The sequence below is a fragment of the Clostridium yunnanense genome (assembly GCF_016595795.1).
In the GTDB taxonomy this organism is placed as follows: Bacteria; Bacillota; Clostridia; order Clostridiales; family Clostridiaceae; genus Clostridium_AR; species Clostridium_AR yunnanense.
On sequence record NZ_JAENHN010000037.1, the window covers coordinates 82,591 to 100,769 of the forward strand.

Below are 18,179 nucleotides of genomic sequence, written 5' to 3' on the forward strand. Positions count from 1 at the left end.
TATTACTTATATATCATTTCATTGTATTTGCTGAGTTGAATTGTTGCCCGCGTAATACTTCGCTTCATGATATTATATAATTCTCCCGATTGATCAATGAATTCTTGTGTTCTCCTTAGGGCTAGTTCATAAGGGTCAATTTTGGAGCTTAGTCCAAATGTTAATAACTCCTCCAAAAGAGAAAGACAGTAATTAGATGCCGCAGTAACCCAGTTATCATAGGCTTCATTAATTCTATTTGCAAGAGCGTCTGTACCAAAAAAATGAGTATACCTTTGTACAATGAATGGTTCCCACTCCGAATAAGCGAAAGGATATATCCTCATGCACTCCAAAAGGCAATTGTATATAGTGGCTACTTCATTAGATTTAAACTTGTAATTATATTTGAAAGAAAACCTCTTTGATGATTGATTACAGTCTGCATCTAAAAGCCCATCCTTCATAATTTTCTTGGTTAATGTGGTGCAGGAGTAAATTCTAACCTTGTTAATCATTTGATGTAGATGAATAGGTACTTCCATTTTTTGTGTATTTATCACATTATTCAGCAAACCTTCAACAGATGTATATGGTTGAAACCATATATTACCACACTCCAGCTCGAGAGACGGAATTTTGTTTAATATACTTATGGTATTAATATTTTTTTTCATGTCTGCCAATTTTCCATAAAGCTTCAAATCTGCATCGTTAAAACTTTCTATACCAACAAATATTTTTCCAAGTCCAACTTCAGTAAGTTTTTTAATATATGGAACCAATGCATCATCAATTACCTCTGCACGAAGGTTCATGTAAAATTGTATCCAGTAATCTCTTTTACTAAGCTGTATATATAATTCCTCTAACCGTTGAAATCGATTTTCACTGTTGCAAAATGACGGATCCGAAAAAGCAACAAATTTGCAATTGTGTTTGTACACCAAATTGTCTATTTCATCCATTATGTTTGTAATGCTTCTGTATCTCACTTTATTCGAATACAGTACATTTTCGTCACAAAAAGTACAATGACCTTCACAACCTCGTGAGCCCAATACATGAAACAGAAGATGTTCTTGATAAAGCCTGCTTCGATCCGGAAATGGCAATTCATCGATATTGTCCAAAGTTCTTCTTTTTTCTGTAAGCTTATATAATGAGCCATCGCGATAAGCTATACCTCTACAAGAGTGAAGATGCCCTTTTTCAGCAATAACCCTCCCTAATTCACGGACTGTCTCGTCAAACTCTCCAATAATTACAGAATCTAGAAAACTATATTCTTCTAACATCTCATTGTAATACAATGTTGGTATTTTAAAACACGCCGTCACATGAGCCCTGTAATCATCGCTTAAACACCTTCCGAATTCGCCTAACAGGTGACCAGTGGTTATATTGATAAAGCATATTATCAATTCCGGAATACTCGCCTTAATGGCGGATGTGGTTTCAAAACAATTTCCCTCAGTTATTTGCCATACTTTTACATTCGCATCCATGCAATTAAAGGCGGAAATGCAATACGACAGATAAAGCCTTTCAGCATTTGTTGGAGTATCAAAATGTACAAGTGATACATTTACCATGTAATTTCACCTCTGCTTTTATTTCTATAACTGCCGAATCTTCAGAAATTTAGATGTAGTGTGCTTATCATGATTCAAACATGTCTTCACTAAAGATAAGCGAAATTTCTCAATATTTTTAATCACATTGCTTTCGTAGCATTGATTAATAAAATTTTCAGTATTCTTCTGTATCTGAGACTGATCTGCCTTATTAAAGAAAAGCTCAATACAAGAGTCTATGAAAGTATAAATAAGCGGATCAAGCTTCAAACACATATTTTTTTTATCATCTATTGCCTTATTAATAATATTGAGCATAATTTCATCACCTCTAAAAGTTGCATCTCTTTTCATAATATACAGAAACTTCTCCAAACGCCCAATATCCTTAATGGCTGCCATCACCGGCTTAATATATTTATTCTGAATCACATCTCTTTGCAAATACTTAGCTAATTTGTCCACAATAGGATCTGCAAAGGTATATTCATCTATATTATTTCCTTTATCTATATACAGACCATCTTTAACAGCTTTATTATAAATTTCAGTTTTGGGATACATTTGAAGGAAATTCAATTGGTATAGTTTATGAGATAAATTAAGGGAATGTAATGTATCATTGTTTTCTTTCAACGAGATATATGTTGAATAAGGATGAAAGTTTATAAATCCAAGAATCAACTGAAAATCCATATCAAGCAGTTTCTTTATACATAATATATTTTCCTGAACCGTAGCACTTTTTCTATATATGGCTATATCCTGCTCATTAAATGTTTCTGTACCTACTAGCACTGTACTCAGGCCTGAGCGTATTAGCATATCCCACATTTGATCATCATCAATTTTATATACCTGTGTTTTGAGATATATCATAAACTTGGAATTTAATTTTCTTGAAATTACCTCTTGGCAGAACTCCTTAATTCGTGATACGTTCAAATATGGATTATCAAAGCTGGAGTCCGTAAAACTAAAAGTATCCACGTTATATTTTTTAATAATATGCTCCATCTCATCTGCAACATTTTTTACACTCTTTGCACGCCATTTGGTTCTTCTTGCGGAACAAAATGAACAGGAACCCGTACATCCTCTGGCCGATTCAATCATAGCTTCTTGGCATTCTCCGCCTTTCAACAGTGTTCTGTCCGGCCATTTTAGATTATCTAAATCACATATACTCTTTCTGTTAACATTCCAAACAATTTTTTCTCCGGACCGATAGGCAATGCCTTCTATTAAGGAAAGATCTACTTGCGTATATCCTAGTAACCTTGAATATAAATCGACTGAAGTAACCTCACCTTCACCGTTTACAACGTAATCAATTTCTGGCATTAGCGTGAAAATATCCAGATTATTCGATACAAAATGTCCACCAACAACCGCAATAATATCTTTTCTTCGCTGCTTTAAGTGACGAATGACTTCATTGATAAACTCGTAATTGGTTGAAAAGGTGCTAAAACCAATAATTTTAACATTTTCATCTGGTTCCAGTTCTTCTACATCATACGCTCGGTAGTAATATACGCTTGTACTAATCCCTTTGGCATTTAGCTGGGCTGAAATAGATTGAATCCCCAATTCTTCCTGAGGAAACCTTGGTGGGTCTATAGAGCAAATTATAACTTTGCAATTTGTATTTATAATAATCTCACTCCTTCATGTAAGTTACGTTCAAAAGCATCATTTAAGTTTATTCACTAGAATATTTATATTTCTAATTATCAGTCTTTGTGGTGCTCTACTTTCACGAACAACTATTTTTCGTATTGCCGATAGTAGCTCTCTTTTCTTGACATCATTCCACCACTTATCAAGATTGTTTATTATGGAATTAATGCAATTTGCTGCTTCCGAAGGAGTGTTATAAAATACCCCTACCTTCTCAAGCTGTCTCAAAAATTCTTCTGCTTCTTTTGTTAGATTCCAATATTGCTCATTCCAAAATAGAACAAAAGGACGTTCGGAAATTAATACATCAATAAAAGAGCTTGTAACATGGTCAATTATTATTAGCTTTGATTTGGAAATTGATTCCCAAAGGCTCTTGCACTGACACTTTTTTATACCTGAACTCGTAATAAGTGAGGTATAAACGGAATTCTCTCTTCTCGGATGTGGACGGTATTGCAATAAGCTTCTTATCTCAGGTGATAAATTAAGAATACACTGCATTTGGTCTGAATAATACTTGTGAATTTGTGTATTTCCACATGGGATCGAATGCCAATCTGCCACATATGGCTGATGGAATCCGGCTGATATGTAAAGAATACGTTCTCCAGATTTTCGTATATTTTGCCGCTTCTTAATTGGTAGTATATTATTGACTTCGCAGCCTTTGTATGGGCCCTGATTCAAATATTCATCAGCAATAGTTCGTTCATGCACTTGAACAAACTCTGATGCAAGTCCCCCCATCATACCGCCCGGATTGACAGCTATGATCTTTCCTTTTCTTGCTTTAATCTGTGCTGCTATAAACTTGATTGTTTCATCCTCATGCCAAAAATCATTTACTATACAATCAGCCTTATAACACTGTATCTGAGCTAAAAATTCTTGGTAATATTGTGTATACAATAGAGGGATATATTTCGGCAGCAGCAATGATAAAATATGCATCATTGGATCGTCAGACTCTATTCCTTCCAACTGTGCAACCATTCCTTTTTGCTCAACATACTTATCATACTGGGACGAAGGAGAGAATAACTTGCTGGGATACGTTGTATCATAATCAATAAACCTGTATTGGCTAGCGACCATATCGATTTGTGAAATTAAACTGCCACGAATATAGATTTCCTCACCTTTTGCACCGGTATAAAAGTATAACCCCTTTGTTTCATTTGTTTTTTGATTCCTTATTAAAGTACGGTAGTATAAATCAGTGGTTCTGCCTTGGAAAGCCATTATCTCCGTTCTGATATTGAAAAATGGAATAATATCTGATATTAATTGTAAGTTATAAAGATGACTTTGTATTAAAATTCGAAAAGTCCTTGTATCAAATGGTGTTCGATAATCACTGTAATTTAATTTATGTGTAACCATACCTTGATAGCGCTCTGATACATTCTTGATATGAAGGTATCTATCTACGAATGCGCATATAAACCTATATAGCCATGGACCGGTAATGATCCTCCAATACTGTGTATCGTATTGCTCACCATGATAATTGTTTAGGTACCTCGCTAATGCATCAAGGAACATTTCATACAAATAGTTTACCTGATCACTAAATTTACTATAATACTCACGATCTCGCCATATAGAAATGTCCGAATCATAGTCAATATCCTTTGAACACCAATCTCCCAGTAAAATATCAGGTAAATGGCTAAGTTGATTTTGTTTTAGGTTAGTAGTTAAAAGATAATATCGATCTTTGTTTATTGCCATTTATTACTCTCCTGTAGTCATACAGCCAACACGACCTTTTACTTAGGCATGTTTACTAAAATCTTTAATATGAAGCTTAGAATATAAACAGTCTAGAAGCTTGATGATAGCCTCATCCTCTTTCATCAGAACTTCTCTATATTTTGCAAGATTAATTCTGTTGCGCAATGCATCAATATAAACGATATTTATCATATTATCTCTTTCTCGAATTATCTGCTGTAAGCACTGTTTCCATTCAGCCCTTAATTCATCATAATTCACTAATAATTCACTAATGTAGTCCATAAAGACAAACATTGAACCATAATAACAACGCCGTATTGTTAAAATTCTCATGCTAAAAAAAGCAAGATTATTCCGGTATCGGTTAATTATATCAAAAAACATGTTATTTTCAGGACTTATTGTATTTTTAACTATAGATAAAACATATTTCCATGACAGTTCCTGATGAACCCCAATTGATGGTTTTAAGAACATAAAACATACCTCGTGCTGCTGTAACTTTTCTGTTATACGAATTAACTCAACCAGTCTTTTTTCAGTTATTTCAGAAGATATAAAAGAATCTGATTTGATATCCTCTAGAAACAGATTAGGATATTTAATCGCAAACCTTCCAGATATAGTATTGTAATTTTCTATAGTAACGGTAAAATTATTCTGATCATATTTATTATCGCTTCCAAGTAAAGCTTCAACGGCTTCCTCAGAAAGCTCCATGAGAAATGTATGCCCCTCTATATTTCGGTCCATAAATGATTTTTTACACAATTCTATGCTGTTGTAGCTGCTAAGCGAATATCCCATTAATCGCAGAACTTCATCTTGAACAAGAGGTATATTTTCTCTCCAGTTTATGAATAACGAAGTAAGGAATAGATATATAAAATAATTTTCAGCCTTTATTTCTCCTAGTATAGAGGCAATGGTAATATCCCTACAAGTAAAGTTAGAAACTGAATATCTGTTCATTGTACCCCCTTATAAAGAACACTGCTTATATTTATTAATTAATGCCAGAACATACCTTGTCTAACAAATGAATATATTCCTTTTCTATTTTACATAGGTTGTTCAGGCGAGTAATGATAATATCTGCTGCTTGATTCACATCACGGTTAATGCGAAAGAATAACTGAACTTTTGTAAATGCGGCTAATAGAATCCGCATATTATTTAATGCCTGAGTTAAATTTTCCATAATCAAATCGTTGTTACCAAACATCATCTGATTCTGATAAATTTGAACTTTTTTTGCCACAATCATGTGGGTTAAAGAATGTGGGTAATCTTCTAGTGAAACATCCTTCAAAGAATTAAAATCAAATGCAGAGTAATACTTAGCTGCCTCACTTAATATTTCTGCTCGATTTATCAGCTCAGTGCTACACTCTCTGAAATTTTTTTTAAATTTTACCATATAATCATTTTTTCTTATTTTATGATCATCGCAGTAAAGCGACATTAAATCAAAATCAGGAATATGGTTTGAAAAATACCTTTTCTTGTCTTGCATCCCAATATATACTTCTTGTTCTGAGATTGTTGTTTGTATACACTGTCCGTCCATTAGTGACAATGCATTAAATACATTGTCATGGTGTGCATATAGCAACATATGATACATACTATGTACACTGGCATAAAAAGGAGACTTTTCAAAAACATATTGGTCTATGCAAATCATGACAAGCCTGCCGTTAGACAAACTATCTCTTATATACTTAACAGGGTTACTCTGATCAGAAGGTATGTGACATTCAATCCCCATATCACGCAGTAATGGAATATCTTCCTGTATTTTTATTACATCTCTATCAACAAAAAAACGATTTTCTTTTTTATTTAGCTTGTAAGAAAAAAAATCATTAGTCAAAATAAATTCATCACTAAATCCAAAATATTGACATGCTGACAACAGTGTGTTATACAAACAGTTATTGTAAAGTACTTGGTTATATGGCTCTACTGTAACAAGATTGCTACACATATTCATTCAATCCTTTCCATTATTTTACTCATCTGGCATACCACTTGGATTGTTCGCTGTACATGGTGTAGTAAATGCCTTTTTGCTTTAACAACTGCTCATGTGTTCCGTATTCAGCAATTCTGCCATTGTCAAGCACCACGATCTTATCAGCAATTTTTACCGAACCCAGTCTGTGGGTAACCAGTATTGTAGTCTTTCCGACGGTAGCCTTTTCAAATAAACGGAATATTCTTGTTTCTTCCAAAGGATCAATTGCAGCGGTTGGTTCATCCAGAATAATCAGGTCGCATGGGCGATAGAGTCCCCTTGCAATAGCTACCCGCTGCCATTCTCCGCCGGAAATGTCTATTCCACCAAACTCACGCGACAAAAGTGTCTCCAGGCCTTCTGAGAACTTATCCATATTAACATTAGCCACCTCAATGACCTCTTCAAGAGGTTGATCAGATGCCATATCACTGACCTTAATATTTTCTTTGAGTGTCATTTTGTATTTAATGAAATCCTGAAATATTCCCGAAATTGGCTTTTGCGAAGCATCAGTAGAAAAATCCGACGTTGGATGCTCTCCATATAAGACTGCCCCAGTCTTTGGCTGATAAAGTCCGGTAATCAACTTGATTAAAGTTGATTTACCTGCACCATTTTCACCGACAATAGCTAGTGTTTCCCCTTGATGTATGGTTAGGTTTATATTTTCTAGAACATTCTTTTCCGAGTTTGTATAGCCGAAAGAAACATTTTCCAAATGAATATCCGTGCTTTTAAGGCTTGAAAGTAGACTTTTTTGTTCTTTATCGTCACTAAGGTAATCAAACAGGAAATTTGTAGTTGCAATATTTTTCATTGTTTCACCTATTTGCTGAAACATGTTTTTCAAACATCGGTTTATTTTATCGATAGAATAATAAACTGTTGCAAATATACCAACCGATATGGATCCATTGATAAGATAAAACAGCATCAATGCAATAATTCCAACATAACCAGCTGCATTAATCAAACGCATAATTCCTTCTCGTTTTAAAATCTTCTTTTCAACATTCATTTTTTCGCTACCATATTCATTCAAGTGCTTTTTGTATAGACTATATAAATAAGACAAAGCAGCTGAGGTACGTGTTTCCTTAAAAAACTCCTTAGAAACGATACTATTTAGAAAGCCATCAACCCTGCGTTTTAAAGAAATAGTAGTATTTTCAAAATTGTAATACATTGATGATTTATACTTTTCCGTAAGCAAGGTAGTGGTATAGAGCAATATGAGAATGGCAACCAGTAATGGAGCAACCGAAAATAGATACAAAGATATCAATATAAAAAACGGAAAAAAATACAGCAAACATTGTATAGTAGTTCGACTTGCAGTGGGAAGATTTTGTGTACCAATTTTTGCTTTTTCCATCAAATCGTAAGTCTCTGATTTATCAAACTCTATCAGTGATTTTTCCCCAACCTTTAAATGAAACTGAGAGGTCATATAGCCATTTCCTCTGCGATAAAAATAACCTTGAGATAAATACTCAAAAAGCTCTATGATTGGTATTATCAAAAATATCAAACCAATCTGTATAATTAACCGCATGATTTTATCATAGTTGCTTGTACCATGAGCAAATGCAGTTACTCCATCAAAAAATCTCTGCATCATTATAATTTCGACAAATTGTATGATACACATTAAGATAGAACTAGTCATTAGGCAAATAAATGTAAATCTGCTGGCATGCCAGGAATATTGAAATGTCCACTTTAATTTCCTAAAAAATGATTTCAAATGCCGCATCATCATACCACTCCTTTTGACTGTTAAACATTTTTGCATACAAACCGTTCATTGCCATTAGGTGTTGATGTGACCCTTCTTCAACAACTTTTCCCTGATCAAGAACATACAATATATCAGATATTTTTGTTGAACCTAAGCGATGACTGATGAGCAAAACAGTACTTTCTTTTGAAATTTCTGCAAATTTAGTATAAATCATATTTTCCATCATAGGACTTAAACTGGCGGTAGGTTCGTCGAGAACAATGAATGGACATCCCATATATAATGCTCTAGCTATTGCAATCTTCTGCCATTCTCCTCCTGATATATCAATTCCGTCATCCTCAAGTTTACCTAACTGGGTATCCAATCCATTAGGCAAACGTTTCACCATTTGCTCCAAACCTGCCAAATGAATAACTTCTTCCAAATTACCTTCTAATCTGCCAAATGTAATATTTTCTCTAAGTGAAAAGGAATACTTTCCAAAATCCTGATATACTATAGAGAACAAATTCCTCAGATAATCTTTATCATATTCTCTAATATTCCTTCCATCTATTAATATTTCTCCTTCATAATCATTGTATAGACCAGTCAATATTCTTGTCAGAGTGGTTTTACCTGCTCCGTTCAAACCAATTAATGCATAGGATTTCCCTTTATCAAAACGCATATTTACACCATTCAGAATATATTTTTCTGAATGTGAAAACTTAAATGACAAGTTTTTTATCTCAATATATTGAAAGTCCACAGGCATTTTTTTAAAGGATAACATGCTTTTTTCACCGTCCAGCAATAAAAATGTTCTAAAGTCACTCATAAATGCCTGATGCCCTGCCATATTTATAGAAATTCTAGTCAAAGTCATAGCGTTTGAACGTACCAATATTATGATTGAGCCTATGATAGAGATATACAACCCGCTGCTCATAGCACCGCTTCCAACATTACCAATTAGCACTAACATGCAAATTATCGCAAATATATTCATGATAAAAATACAGATCTTTGCTTTTCCCTCCCACATTGCAATTACTTTGGTGGTGATATTGCTTCTTTTTAGGTGCATTTCCTTAAATTTTTTGTCAACTTCTGGTGAGAAGCCAAACAATATTCTTTCTGAACTGGACTGCCTGTTAGTCAATACATCTGACAGATATCCAATAACACGAGTAAGAAGGGTAGATTCTTTATCTATTTCATATATTCTTGCCCCACCCTTAAAGGAGACTATTAAAAGTGGACAAATAACAATAAAAAATATCGGAACCAGCCACCATTTCTGTAAAAATAAAATTACCAAAATCCCTATTATTTGTATTGATAGATTCAATACAGTATTAATTTCATTTAATATAGTTGTAAAATTATTTTCCATATTATCAACAACCATTTGTGTGAGGTCTTGAATCTTTTGATCTTCTATCCATTCATATTGGTAAGTTGCAATTTTTTCAACCATTTCTGGTTTATATTTAGTAGTCAAGCTATTATTTATGCTTGCTATTGTATATCGGTTGATAATCTCACTAAAATTGTTATAAATATAGTACATTATAATAATAATTGTAAAAAAAATTATTGTGCTGTACTGAGGATTTGGTGATACCATAGTAATAGCCGCATTAATAAATGACGATATGCTATAAACCATCAATGGAGGTATAATACCATCTAAAAAACTTAGGATGGTATTGGCTATGGTTGCACCGGCAGCATATCTATAACACTGCTCTAAGGCATAGAAAAGCGGAAACTTTTTTAAACGGCCAGTGATAAATATCGATGATTTCATAATCACACCAACTTTCTTGAATATTAAATAGTACAGCTTACCAATCTACAACAAAGTTTGATCATCCACAAAAGCTTGATAAGATAAAAAATCTTGCGATATTCCAACCGATCCAGTTGATTTGCAATATTCTTTGTCTAGCTTTGCCAAATGCTCAAATAGTTTTATTTTATCTCTGTACGTTTTTCTTGCTATAAGAAAATAATCACCTTTAACAGATTTAATTTTATTTTCATCATGATTCATTGCATTTACAATTTTAGTTACATCCTCAAGTATTTTCGCCGAAACTGTATCTTTATCTTTAATCTCCTCAAAAAGCTTGCTATTACTATATTCGTATTTGCCTATCCATAAATAATTGTAAATTTTAACAGCATACAAAATATTTTTTACATTATCGAATAATTCATAGCTATCTCTTGGTTTTAGATAAGCGGTTATGTCATTAATGTATTTACGAAAATCAGAGGTTTGTATTCTGGGTATATTAATTTCATTACCATAGATTAATTCCCGTGATCCTCCGAGAAATATTTGGTCTGTGATTATCCCTGCTTCCTTAACTTGTTTTTTATCCATGAATTGTTTCCAGGCAAATTCATTTTCAAAATCAGTAATATCACAAACCCGATAAGATAGAATAACCTTATCTTGCGCTGAAGGTTCACAGGAAAAAAAATTATATGCCTCCGCTGTCAAATCAATTATGCCGGAGTTTGTCCTAGCGTTTGTAAATACTTTAACATCAATATCACTGATGCCAAGCATCCACATATCCTTAGTGGTGAAACTTCCCGACAGATATATGGCATATGGATGATACTCCTGTACCAACACATCGATTTCCTTTTGTATCACTTTTTTATAAAACAACTCGTTAAACAATACTAAATTCCTCCGTAAAATATTAAGCTACCTAATATATGATACGAAATATCCTAACTTACCTCTTTTCATAAAGTTAACCAATGAATCTACTTCTTTTACATTAATTTTGAAGCCATCCGGTAATGGATATAACTCATTAACAAGCTGGGTCAGTTTATCTGAAATCTGTTGAGCAGAATGCTGATTATTGCTGCATTTCATGATACACAGTACATCGTCATAATTGTGCTGTTCAAAACGAAACTGCTCAATATTGAAATTATGCTCGTATATTAATCGTGTAATGCAGATTCTCAATAATATAGGAGATATAATAATTTCTTTACCTATATGCAAAAATACCAACGCTCTGCTTTTCAAAATCTTCAGAGTAGTATAATTACAACCGCAATCACATGTCTCCCCTGCTTCAAGTTCGTCGTCTACCTCATATTTAATAATCGGCATCGCATACTGATCCAATGCTGTAACATAAGTTTTCTGTCCTTTACCATAATGCAGTAGAACATCATCCTCCAATATATGAAGCTTTTTATGCTTACATTCCTTTGCAATAGCCCACATCTCGCGTATACCATACTGCTCTGCTACAGGACATCCAAAAAACTTTGAAAAAGCTTCTTTTTCATCCGGTAATATTTGTTCACCTGTAAGTTCAATATACCTTAATGATTCTATAGGAGCTTTGTTATATCGTTTCATATAGTTCATGAGAATATAAGTAACTGCTGGTGTGCTGAATATCCATCGAATACTTTTAGATACCATTAACTCATAATAAAGATCGAAAGAAGCGTCATCCAGATTTATCTCCGACATAAACAATATATTTCGGTCTTCATAGTATTTCAACCCCTCGGTTATTGTGGTAAAGTATCCATAGTTATCTCCCATTTCCACCCCAAAGTGTTTTTTTCTCCATTTCATAAGCTTAAATGCGAAACGTGAACGTTCTTCTTGAGTTTTCCCCATTTTTAACGGTACACCGGATGTGCCTGATGTATGTTCCCAAATCAGATCCTCTAGTTTCACTTCACTTGATATTAACCCATTATAGTTTTCCACCAGGATTTCTTTATTCATAGGCGGAATCTTTTCATAGGCTTCCAGCACTTCAGCCTGCGTGTCAAGCTGCAGGCCGGCTAAAATATCTTTATAATATGGGTTGTTTTTCTGCACATATTTAAGCAACCGCTGTAACTTCTCTTCTTTCATCTTATTACTCCCTTTATGTCTAAAGTCTTTTACTTTCCCAATTTAATTTCTCAAGCCAAATAATATCACTCTGATTTGGTTTCAAAGAAATACAAACCGGTTGGAAAGGGGCATATGCATTTCGCTTATTTTGATGTGTGCAAGGTGTTGGGTTACACATATCATGACTTAACGTTTCATTTGTAGGTGAGTTGTTATAATGAATCCCATCCTTATCATGATATGCCACATAATATGCACTACCTATCATCAGTGAACAAATTCTGATTGTACCATCTGGGAAAATAAGGGCTCTGTCCTTTAGCTTAACAGGACAATATCCATAATAGTCCTTATTGGATTCAAACTCCGCTTTGCTAATAAACGCTTGAGGAAACCTAATCTTTATTTTATGTTTTGAATGTTCCTTATTATCTGTAATGTAATCCTGAATCAAATTCAAATACTCTTCTGCACTTGTATGAATATCGCTTGTCCAAGTATCTCTCGGAATGTGTGCCTTAAACATAGTATGAAAATTAATGGTCTTCACTCCAAGAGATTCTGCAAATTCTATCATCTTATCAATTCGAAGACGGCCGTCATTATCCCGAAGGGTTAGTTTGTTATGAATGCAGCTAGTCATATGCGCATTATATCCAAGACTTACTGCATATTTGATATTACTAACGCAGCGTTCAAAATAGTTAACACCACGGATTGCGTCATTGATTTCCGGCGAATAATCATCTAGACTGAATGTTATTTCGTCCAACAGTTTAAAGTTTGGATCCTCAAGCAATTCTTTTTTAAAAAGCGCATTGGTGTCAATTCGTACATACTTGTACCCAAGCTCCTTACTGACTTTAATTAACTCTGTAATGTCTTTATGAAGAGTAGGCTCACCTCCAAGGAATGTAACCTTGATAGCACCCAACTCACGATATGCCTTAAGCAGTTTTATCATTTGCTCTTTTTCAATGTATTGATTCACAAGTGAATATTCTTTCATTGGCTTGTACAAACATTGAATGCATGTTGCATCACAATTTGATGTAATGTAACAAAAAACTTGGTTTATCTTTCCCTCAAATTCCTGGCGGTATTTCTCGTCAATAGTAAACATTTAAATCGCTCCCATCTTTCTTACTTGTAATAAATACATTTTCTCATCATAAATACCAAATTCCACTAATACATCAATATCTCTTTCGAGAAGCTTGACTATTTCTGGTATCAAAATTGTTAGTACTTGTTCTCCCTCTGCGTGTAAATTCAAGTCATCAATATTCTTATAAAACAGGGTTAAAATATTAGGTTGTGCATTTGTTGTTTGGGTATCATCCTGATATTCAAGCAACACACGATCTTTCTCAAGTAAAATTGTACCTAAAATTTTAAAATGTATATACTTCTGTATAAGAATGGATACATTGCCTGCTTTTATTCCAGTCATTATTTTATTATAATTTTCAAGAGCTTTGGTTTTCGATGATTCATAAACATTAGCCAGTGCTTCCATGAAATCATCAATTCCACTGATATCTTTTATACTCTCTAATAGTCCGGCTCCCGTGAAACGATCATTATCTTCATAGCTGCTGGAACTACGTAGAATCATTGGGGACAAAGAATTTAAAATATCCTGATCTGCTGGATGTATAGATACTTGACCATATTTTTTCCATTGGTTATATAAGTATTGTACATACCTCCAATTTAAAACAAATCCATCTGCAATACAGAAATCCTTCATGTATGAACAAAGATTAATACACTTATTTCCATATAACTCTTTGTCCTTAACGTCTTCACTCATTTTGACCAACATTTCATTCATAACAGAAGAACTCTGCTCCATTTCATCCATTCTCCTTACAGAACCAGTGGAAAAATCTATTTCAACATAATCGCCTTCATTTAATTCCAAACTTAAGAATCCTGTGTTCGTAATACATGGAATTTTCATTTCCCTAGCAATTATACTGGCATGTGATAATATGCCTCCTTCATCCACCAACACAGCTTTAAATTTGTTTGGTATCAAGAGATCTTTAGGATGTAATGACTTTGTGACATAAATTAAATTCTCTTCCACCATACTTCTGTTATCAAAATAACATGTAACAATCTTACCCCTTATCGTTCCGGTACCATATACAACATTTCCTTGTGCTTTTCCAAGCTCCTTTCGTTGGTAAAAGACATCCTGTACACTGCCATTCTCAGACCGGCTTATTTTATATATCCTTCCACTTAGGCACATCATTGAATTAACCTGGTTTTCAAGTAACTTCTCAATATCCAAATGGTCCAAATCACACAAGGTTTCAACAGGTAGCACCTCTACAAGTTTATTAAGTTCAAATTCTGATAAGAAATTACTATATTTCACCTCTAGAGCAGCCTTCAATATTATCGTGAAGTGATAATTCATCCGCATCATAGCTTCTCGCATCTTAAGTCTTAACAATCGCATTTTTTGGATACTTTCGACTTTAAACTTTAATTCAGGATTATTTAAAAACTGAAATTCAGGGATGCAGGTTTTACTGTATTTGGGTATATAGCCATCTTTTTTATTGGATTTAGTTATAATATCATATACATAACTTTCAAGATCACTGCCATGTTGTTGATTTAATAAAAAAGCATACTTTTGAACAAAAACGTAAATATCTTCCTCCTGTAATATTCCATCTTCAAACCACTTTTCCCGCAAGTTATCCAGTTCATAATTCGCTTGATAACTATATGTGCTGCTAAGATCGGTATCTGAAAATAAAATTGCTTTCACTAATCTTTCGTCGAAATACTCACTCAACTCCTCAGTAACCCTATTCTCAATTTGAATAAAAAGGAATTCGTTTGTAAAAGAATAATAATTAAGCAAATCACTTAGGGTAGTTATATACTCAACTGCAAGTGCTGAGTTATAACTTGTACCGTAACACGATAATCTTTTTGCAATATTATCTGCATTTTCTATAATATCCTGCATTTTCACACACAATTGGTTATTCTGTTCGTTGTTTTCAAATATATCCCAACATAGCTTTTGCTGCAGGTATATACTTTCTTTATCGTAATAGACGTCCCATCTTTCTCTTTTCTTTTCAATAAAACAAGCATGTGGTTTCCATTCATAAATCTCACATTTTTTTGTAGGTTTATATGCAAAAAACATAGCTTCCATTGAGATAACCTTCGATTTGGAACTATAACAATACTGCATGCCATCCCCTCCCTTTTAAGTCATACTTTTCTTTATGTTATTAATCTAGTTATCAATGAGAAATCATAGGTAGCCGATTTGCTCCAAACTAATGTAGAGTGGGGAAGCTCTAAAAGATTCATGAAAGTGTGAGCAACTTCCTCACCGATATATTCTAAAAGCATGTTTTCTTTTTTTGTACTATTCAAAATGTGTTGGTATCTAAGATCTTCGCAATCGGATAATTGAAGATAAATTATTTGCTCTACCTTCATCTCCCGTAATATTTGGCCCTGATGATACTCTTCCTGGTAATAATTAACTTCCACCTCATCTTTAAGATATCTGTCTTCTTTAGAAACTCTATCTCCTACACCTAGATTTCTTGCCATATCCGGATCTATATGTATTGGCCGATAAATTGTATGTGCATATTGCTCTCTGATATATACCAAGTCATCACTCAGAAAATCGCCACCATGCAGAAGGTTCAGTAATGATAGTGTAGATTTTCCTGCATTCCTATGCCCTAAAAATAGGCATCCCTTACCATTTATTCTTGCACCAGCACTATGTAAATACAGAAATCCCCTTTTTTTCAAAGAATACTTCAATAGTGGAGCTGCAAAATGATAGTATAATGAATCCGGAGCATTAATAGTTTCCACATTCAAAATGGCATAATATGTTTCATTTTGTTCTTGGATCATTGCCTTTTTCGTTGTATGAAATGCCGAACTCAAAGTGATAAATCCTTCATTACATTGTCCGTCTATAATGACACGAACGCTTGCGGCATCCATGGAAACATCCGCATGCTTTCCGAATAAAGTGTCCATATATTGTGCAATTTTATCTATATCAGTGTTAAACTCAAACAAAATGTTGCAAAAACGGTATCGAAGTATTCTCATGAACAATACACCTCCATCAATTTATTACGGTCAGTCTTTCCGTTTGTGTTTTTTGGCAATGCATCTAAAGGAATTATATGATGAGGAACCAAATAAGCCGGAAGCCGCTTCTGTAAAATTGTACGAATTGTACCGGTATCGGCAGTTTCTGAAACGTAAAAAACGCAAATGAACTTCTTATTATAAATTGTACAAACATCTCGACAACATTCTTCTCTCAAAATACGGTTAATCTCGGATAAATCAACACGATTGCCGTTAATCTTTATCTGCATATCCTTACGACTAATAAAATATAGGCTACCGTCGATATACTTTCCAAAATCACCAGTATAAAAAGCGCGATGCTCTATACCATCTATGGTTATAGTCTTAAAGCCACTTTCTTCCTGCTTTCCTATATAACCTAATCCAATCATGTCACCATATATTACAATTTGACCAATCCCATCTTCCATGTCTGCTAATACCAGATTCCATCCGGGGAGAAGAGAGCCTAGTGACATATTGTGTCTGGCAAACTGTCTATAGTTATCTGCATTTATGGAGAGACAACAGCAGAAAAGAGTTATTTCTGTTGGTCCATAGGATAAGAATACCTTTGCCTCCTTTTGGATTTCAAAAACCTTTTCCATGTGTCTAGGAAGTATTTCATCCCCTCCAAATTTGAATTTTTTAATAGATTTAATAACAGAACTATTCCAGTGTCCCTGATGATCCAGTATATCTATCACTCCGGGGATGGAATTCCAGAATGTTATTTGATGTTTAATAATTTTTTTTGAAGGGAAAAGCTTGTCTGAAAATCCCGAAAATGGAACTAGTGAAGCACCAGTGACTGCCGCAACGAAAATATCTATCAAGCTCATATCGAAATTCAGATTGGGATATTGGGAACAAATATCATCGGATGTAATACCAAAATGAGTAGCTATACATTGTACAGCATGTGAGAAGGCTTGTCTTGCTATTTTAACACCTTTTGGCTTTCCTGTTGACCCTGAGGTGTAAATCACATATGCAACAGGATTATTATTTCTGTAAATTTGCCCATCAACCCTATCACTTAGGCTTGAGATTTCATCATCAAAAAGATTATCACAATTCCAGAAGTTATCCTGTGATCTTTGACGAATAACCAATTGCGGCTGAAACTCATCAGCGTACATTTGCTTTCTTTGGGTAGGATCCTTATGATTAATACAGCAAAATGTTATCCCTGACATATAAGCCCCAATAATTACAGAATAGGCTAAAAAACCTTGTGGCAAGCTTATCATGACACGTTCAATACCCTTATCATTAAAAAACTTGTTTAACCAATATATATACTCTCGCATATCGCTATATAAATAGTTGCGCTCATCATGAACGAAAACCCTATTTGATTTCATATTATTCTCTATAAAACTTTCCAAA

Annotated in this window: 13 protein-coding genes; all 13 read right to left on the minus strand. The window is 33.9% G+C overall.

Annotated features, from left to right (window positions below):
- Positions 1–2: 2 nt before the first annotated feature.
- Positions 3–1,574 (minus strand): B12-binding domain-containing radical SAM protein, encoded by a 1,572-nt coding sequence (locus JHL18_RS11760; RefSeq protein ID WP_200269365.1) that lies wholly within the window; start codon positions 1,572–1,574, stop codon positions 3–5.
- Positions 1,575–1,598: 24 nt separating this feature from the next.
- Positions 1,599–3,149 carry a B12-binding domain-containing radical SAM protein gene (locus JHL18_RS11765; protein WP_200269367.1) on the minus strand — a complete coding sequence of 517 codons (1,551 nt, stop codon included), beginning with the start codon at positions 3,147–3,149 and terminating at the stop codon, positions 1,599–1,601.
- 102 nt (positions 3,150–3,251) lie between these two features.
- Positions 3,252–4,976, minus strand: a complete 1,725-nt coding sequence (locus tag JHL18_RS11770; protein ID WP_200269370.1) for an LIC12162 family transferase — start codon at positions 4,974–4,976, stop codon at positions 3,252–3,254.
- A 42-nt stretch (positions 4,977–5,018) separates the two neighbouring features.
- On the minus strand, positions 5,019–5,954 hold the full coding sequence (locus JHL18_RS11775) for a hypothetical protein (protein WP_200269372.1): 936 nt from the start codon (positions 5,952–5,954) through the stop codon (positions 5,019–5,021).
- 34 nt (positions 5,955–5,988) lie between these two features.
- Complete coding sequence (locus tag JHL18_RS11780) at positions 5,989–6,972, minus strand: hypothetical protein (RefSeq protein ID WP_207753012.1); 984 nt, start codon at positions 6,970–6,972, stop codon at positions 5,989–5,991.
- Between the two features lie 28 nt (positions 6,973–7,000).
- Positions 7,001–8,674 (minus strand): ABC transporter ATP-binding protein, encoded by a 1,674-nt coding sequence (locus JHL18_RS11785; RefSeq protein ID WP_200269376.1) that lies wholly within the window; start codon positions 8,672–8,674, stop codon positions 7,001–7,003.
- 61 nt (positions 8,675–8,735) lie between these two features.
- Positions 8,736–10,547 carry an ABC transporter ATP-binding protein gene (locus JHL18_RS11790; protein ID WP_200269378.1) on the minus strand — a complete coding sequence of 604 codons (1,812 nt, stop codon included), beginning with the start codon at positions 10,545–10,547 and terminating at the stop codon, positions 8,736–8,738.
- 45 nt (positions 10,548–10,592) lie between these two features.
- Positions 10,593–11,435, minus strand: a complete 843-nt coding sequence (locus JHL18_RS11795; RefSeq protein ID WP_200269380.1) for a hypothetical protein — start codon at positions 11,433–11,435, stop codon at positions 10,593–10,595.
- A gap of 27 nt (positions 11,436–11,462) precedes the next feature.
- A complete protein-coding gene (locus tag JHL18_RS11800) occupies positions 11,463–12,521 on the minus strand; it encodes a phenylacetate--CoA ligase family protein (protein ID WP_200269382.1) in 1,059 nt (352 codons plus the stop codon).
- A 151-nt stretch (positions 12,522–12,672) separates the two neighbouring features.
- On the minus strand, positions 12,673–13,758 hold the full coding sequence (locus JHL18_RS11805; RefSeq protein ID WP_200269383.1) for a radical SAM protein: 1,086 nt from the start codon (positions 13,756–13,758) through the stop codon (positions 12,673–12,675).
- A complete protein-coding gene (locus JHL18_RS11810) occupies positions 13,759–15,867 on the minus strand; it encodes a PEP-utilizing enzyme (protein WP_200269385.1) in 2,109 nt (702 codons plus the stop codon). It lies immediately after the preceding gene.
- Between the two features lie 32 nt (positions 15,868–15,899).
- A complete protein-coding gene (locus JHL18_RS11815; protein WP_200269387.1) occupies positions 15,900–16,760 on the minus strand; it encodes a phosphoenolpyruvate carboxykinase (ATP) in 861 nt (286 codons plus the stop codon).
- Positions 16,757–18,178, minus strand: a complete 1,422-nt coding sequence (locus tag JHL18_RS11820) for an AMP-binding protein (RefSeq protein WP_200269389.1) — start codon at positions 18,176–18,178, stop codon at positions 16,757–16,759. Before JHL18_RS11820 ends, JHL18_RS11815 begins: the two co-directional genes overlap by 4 nt.
- Between the last annotated feature and the right edge of the window lies 1 nt (position 18,179).

Bases quoted from the DNA above. Each gene is read 5' to 3' on its own strand.
- JHL18_RS11760 (WP_200269365.1), bottom strand. From the start codon at position 1,574: ATGGTAAATGTATCACTTGTACATTTTGATACTCCAACAAATGCTGAA.
- JHL18_RS11770 (WP_200269370.1), bottom strand. From the start codon at position 4,976: ATGGCAATAAACAAAGATCGATATTATCTTTTAACTACTAACCTAAAA.
- JHL18_RS11775 (WP_200269372.1), bottom strand. From the start codon at position 5,954: ATGAACAGATATTCAGTTTCTAACTTTACTTGTAGGGATATTACCATT.
- JHL18_RS11780 (WP_207753012.1), bottom strand. From the start codon at position 6,972: ATGTGTAGCAATCTTGTTACAGTAGAGCCATATAACCAAGTACTTTAC.
- JHL18_RS11785 (WP_200269376.1), bottom strand. From the start codon at position 8,674: ATGACTAGTTCTATCTTAATGTGTATCATACAATTTGTCGAAATTATA.
- JHL18_RS11790 (WP_200269378.1), bottom strand. From the start codon at position 10,547: ATGAAATCATCGATATTTATCACTGGCCGTTTAAAAAAGTTTCCGCTT.
- JHL18_RS11800 (WP_200269382.1), bottom strand. From the start codon at position 12,521: ATGAATAAAGAAATCCTGGTGGAAAACTATAATGGGTTAATATCAAGT.
- JHL18_RS11805 (WP_200269383.1), bottom strand. From the start codon at position 13,758: ATGTTTACTATTGACGAGAAATACCGCCAGGAATTTGAGGGAAAGATA.
- JHL18_RS11810 (WP_200269385.1), bottom strand. From the start codon at position 15,867: ATGCAGTATTGTTATAGTTCCAAATCGAAGGTTATCTCAATGGAAGCT.
- JHL18_RS11815 (WP_200269387.1), bottom strand. From the start codon at position 16,760: ATGAGAATACTTCGATACCGTTTTTGCAACATTTTGTTTGAGTTTAAC.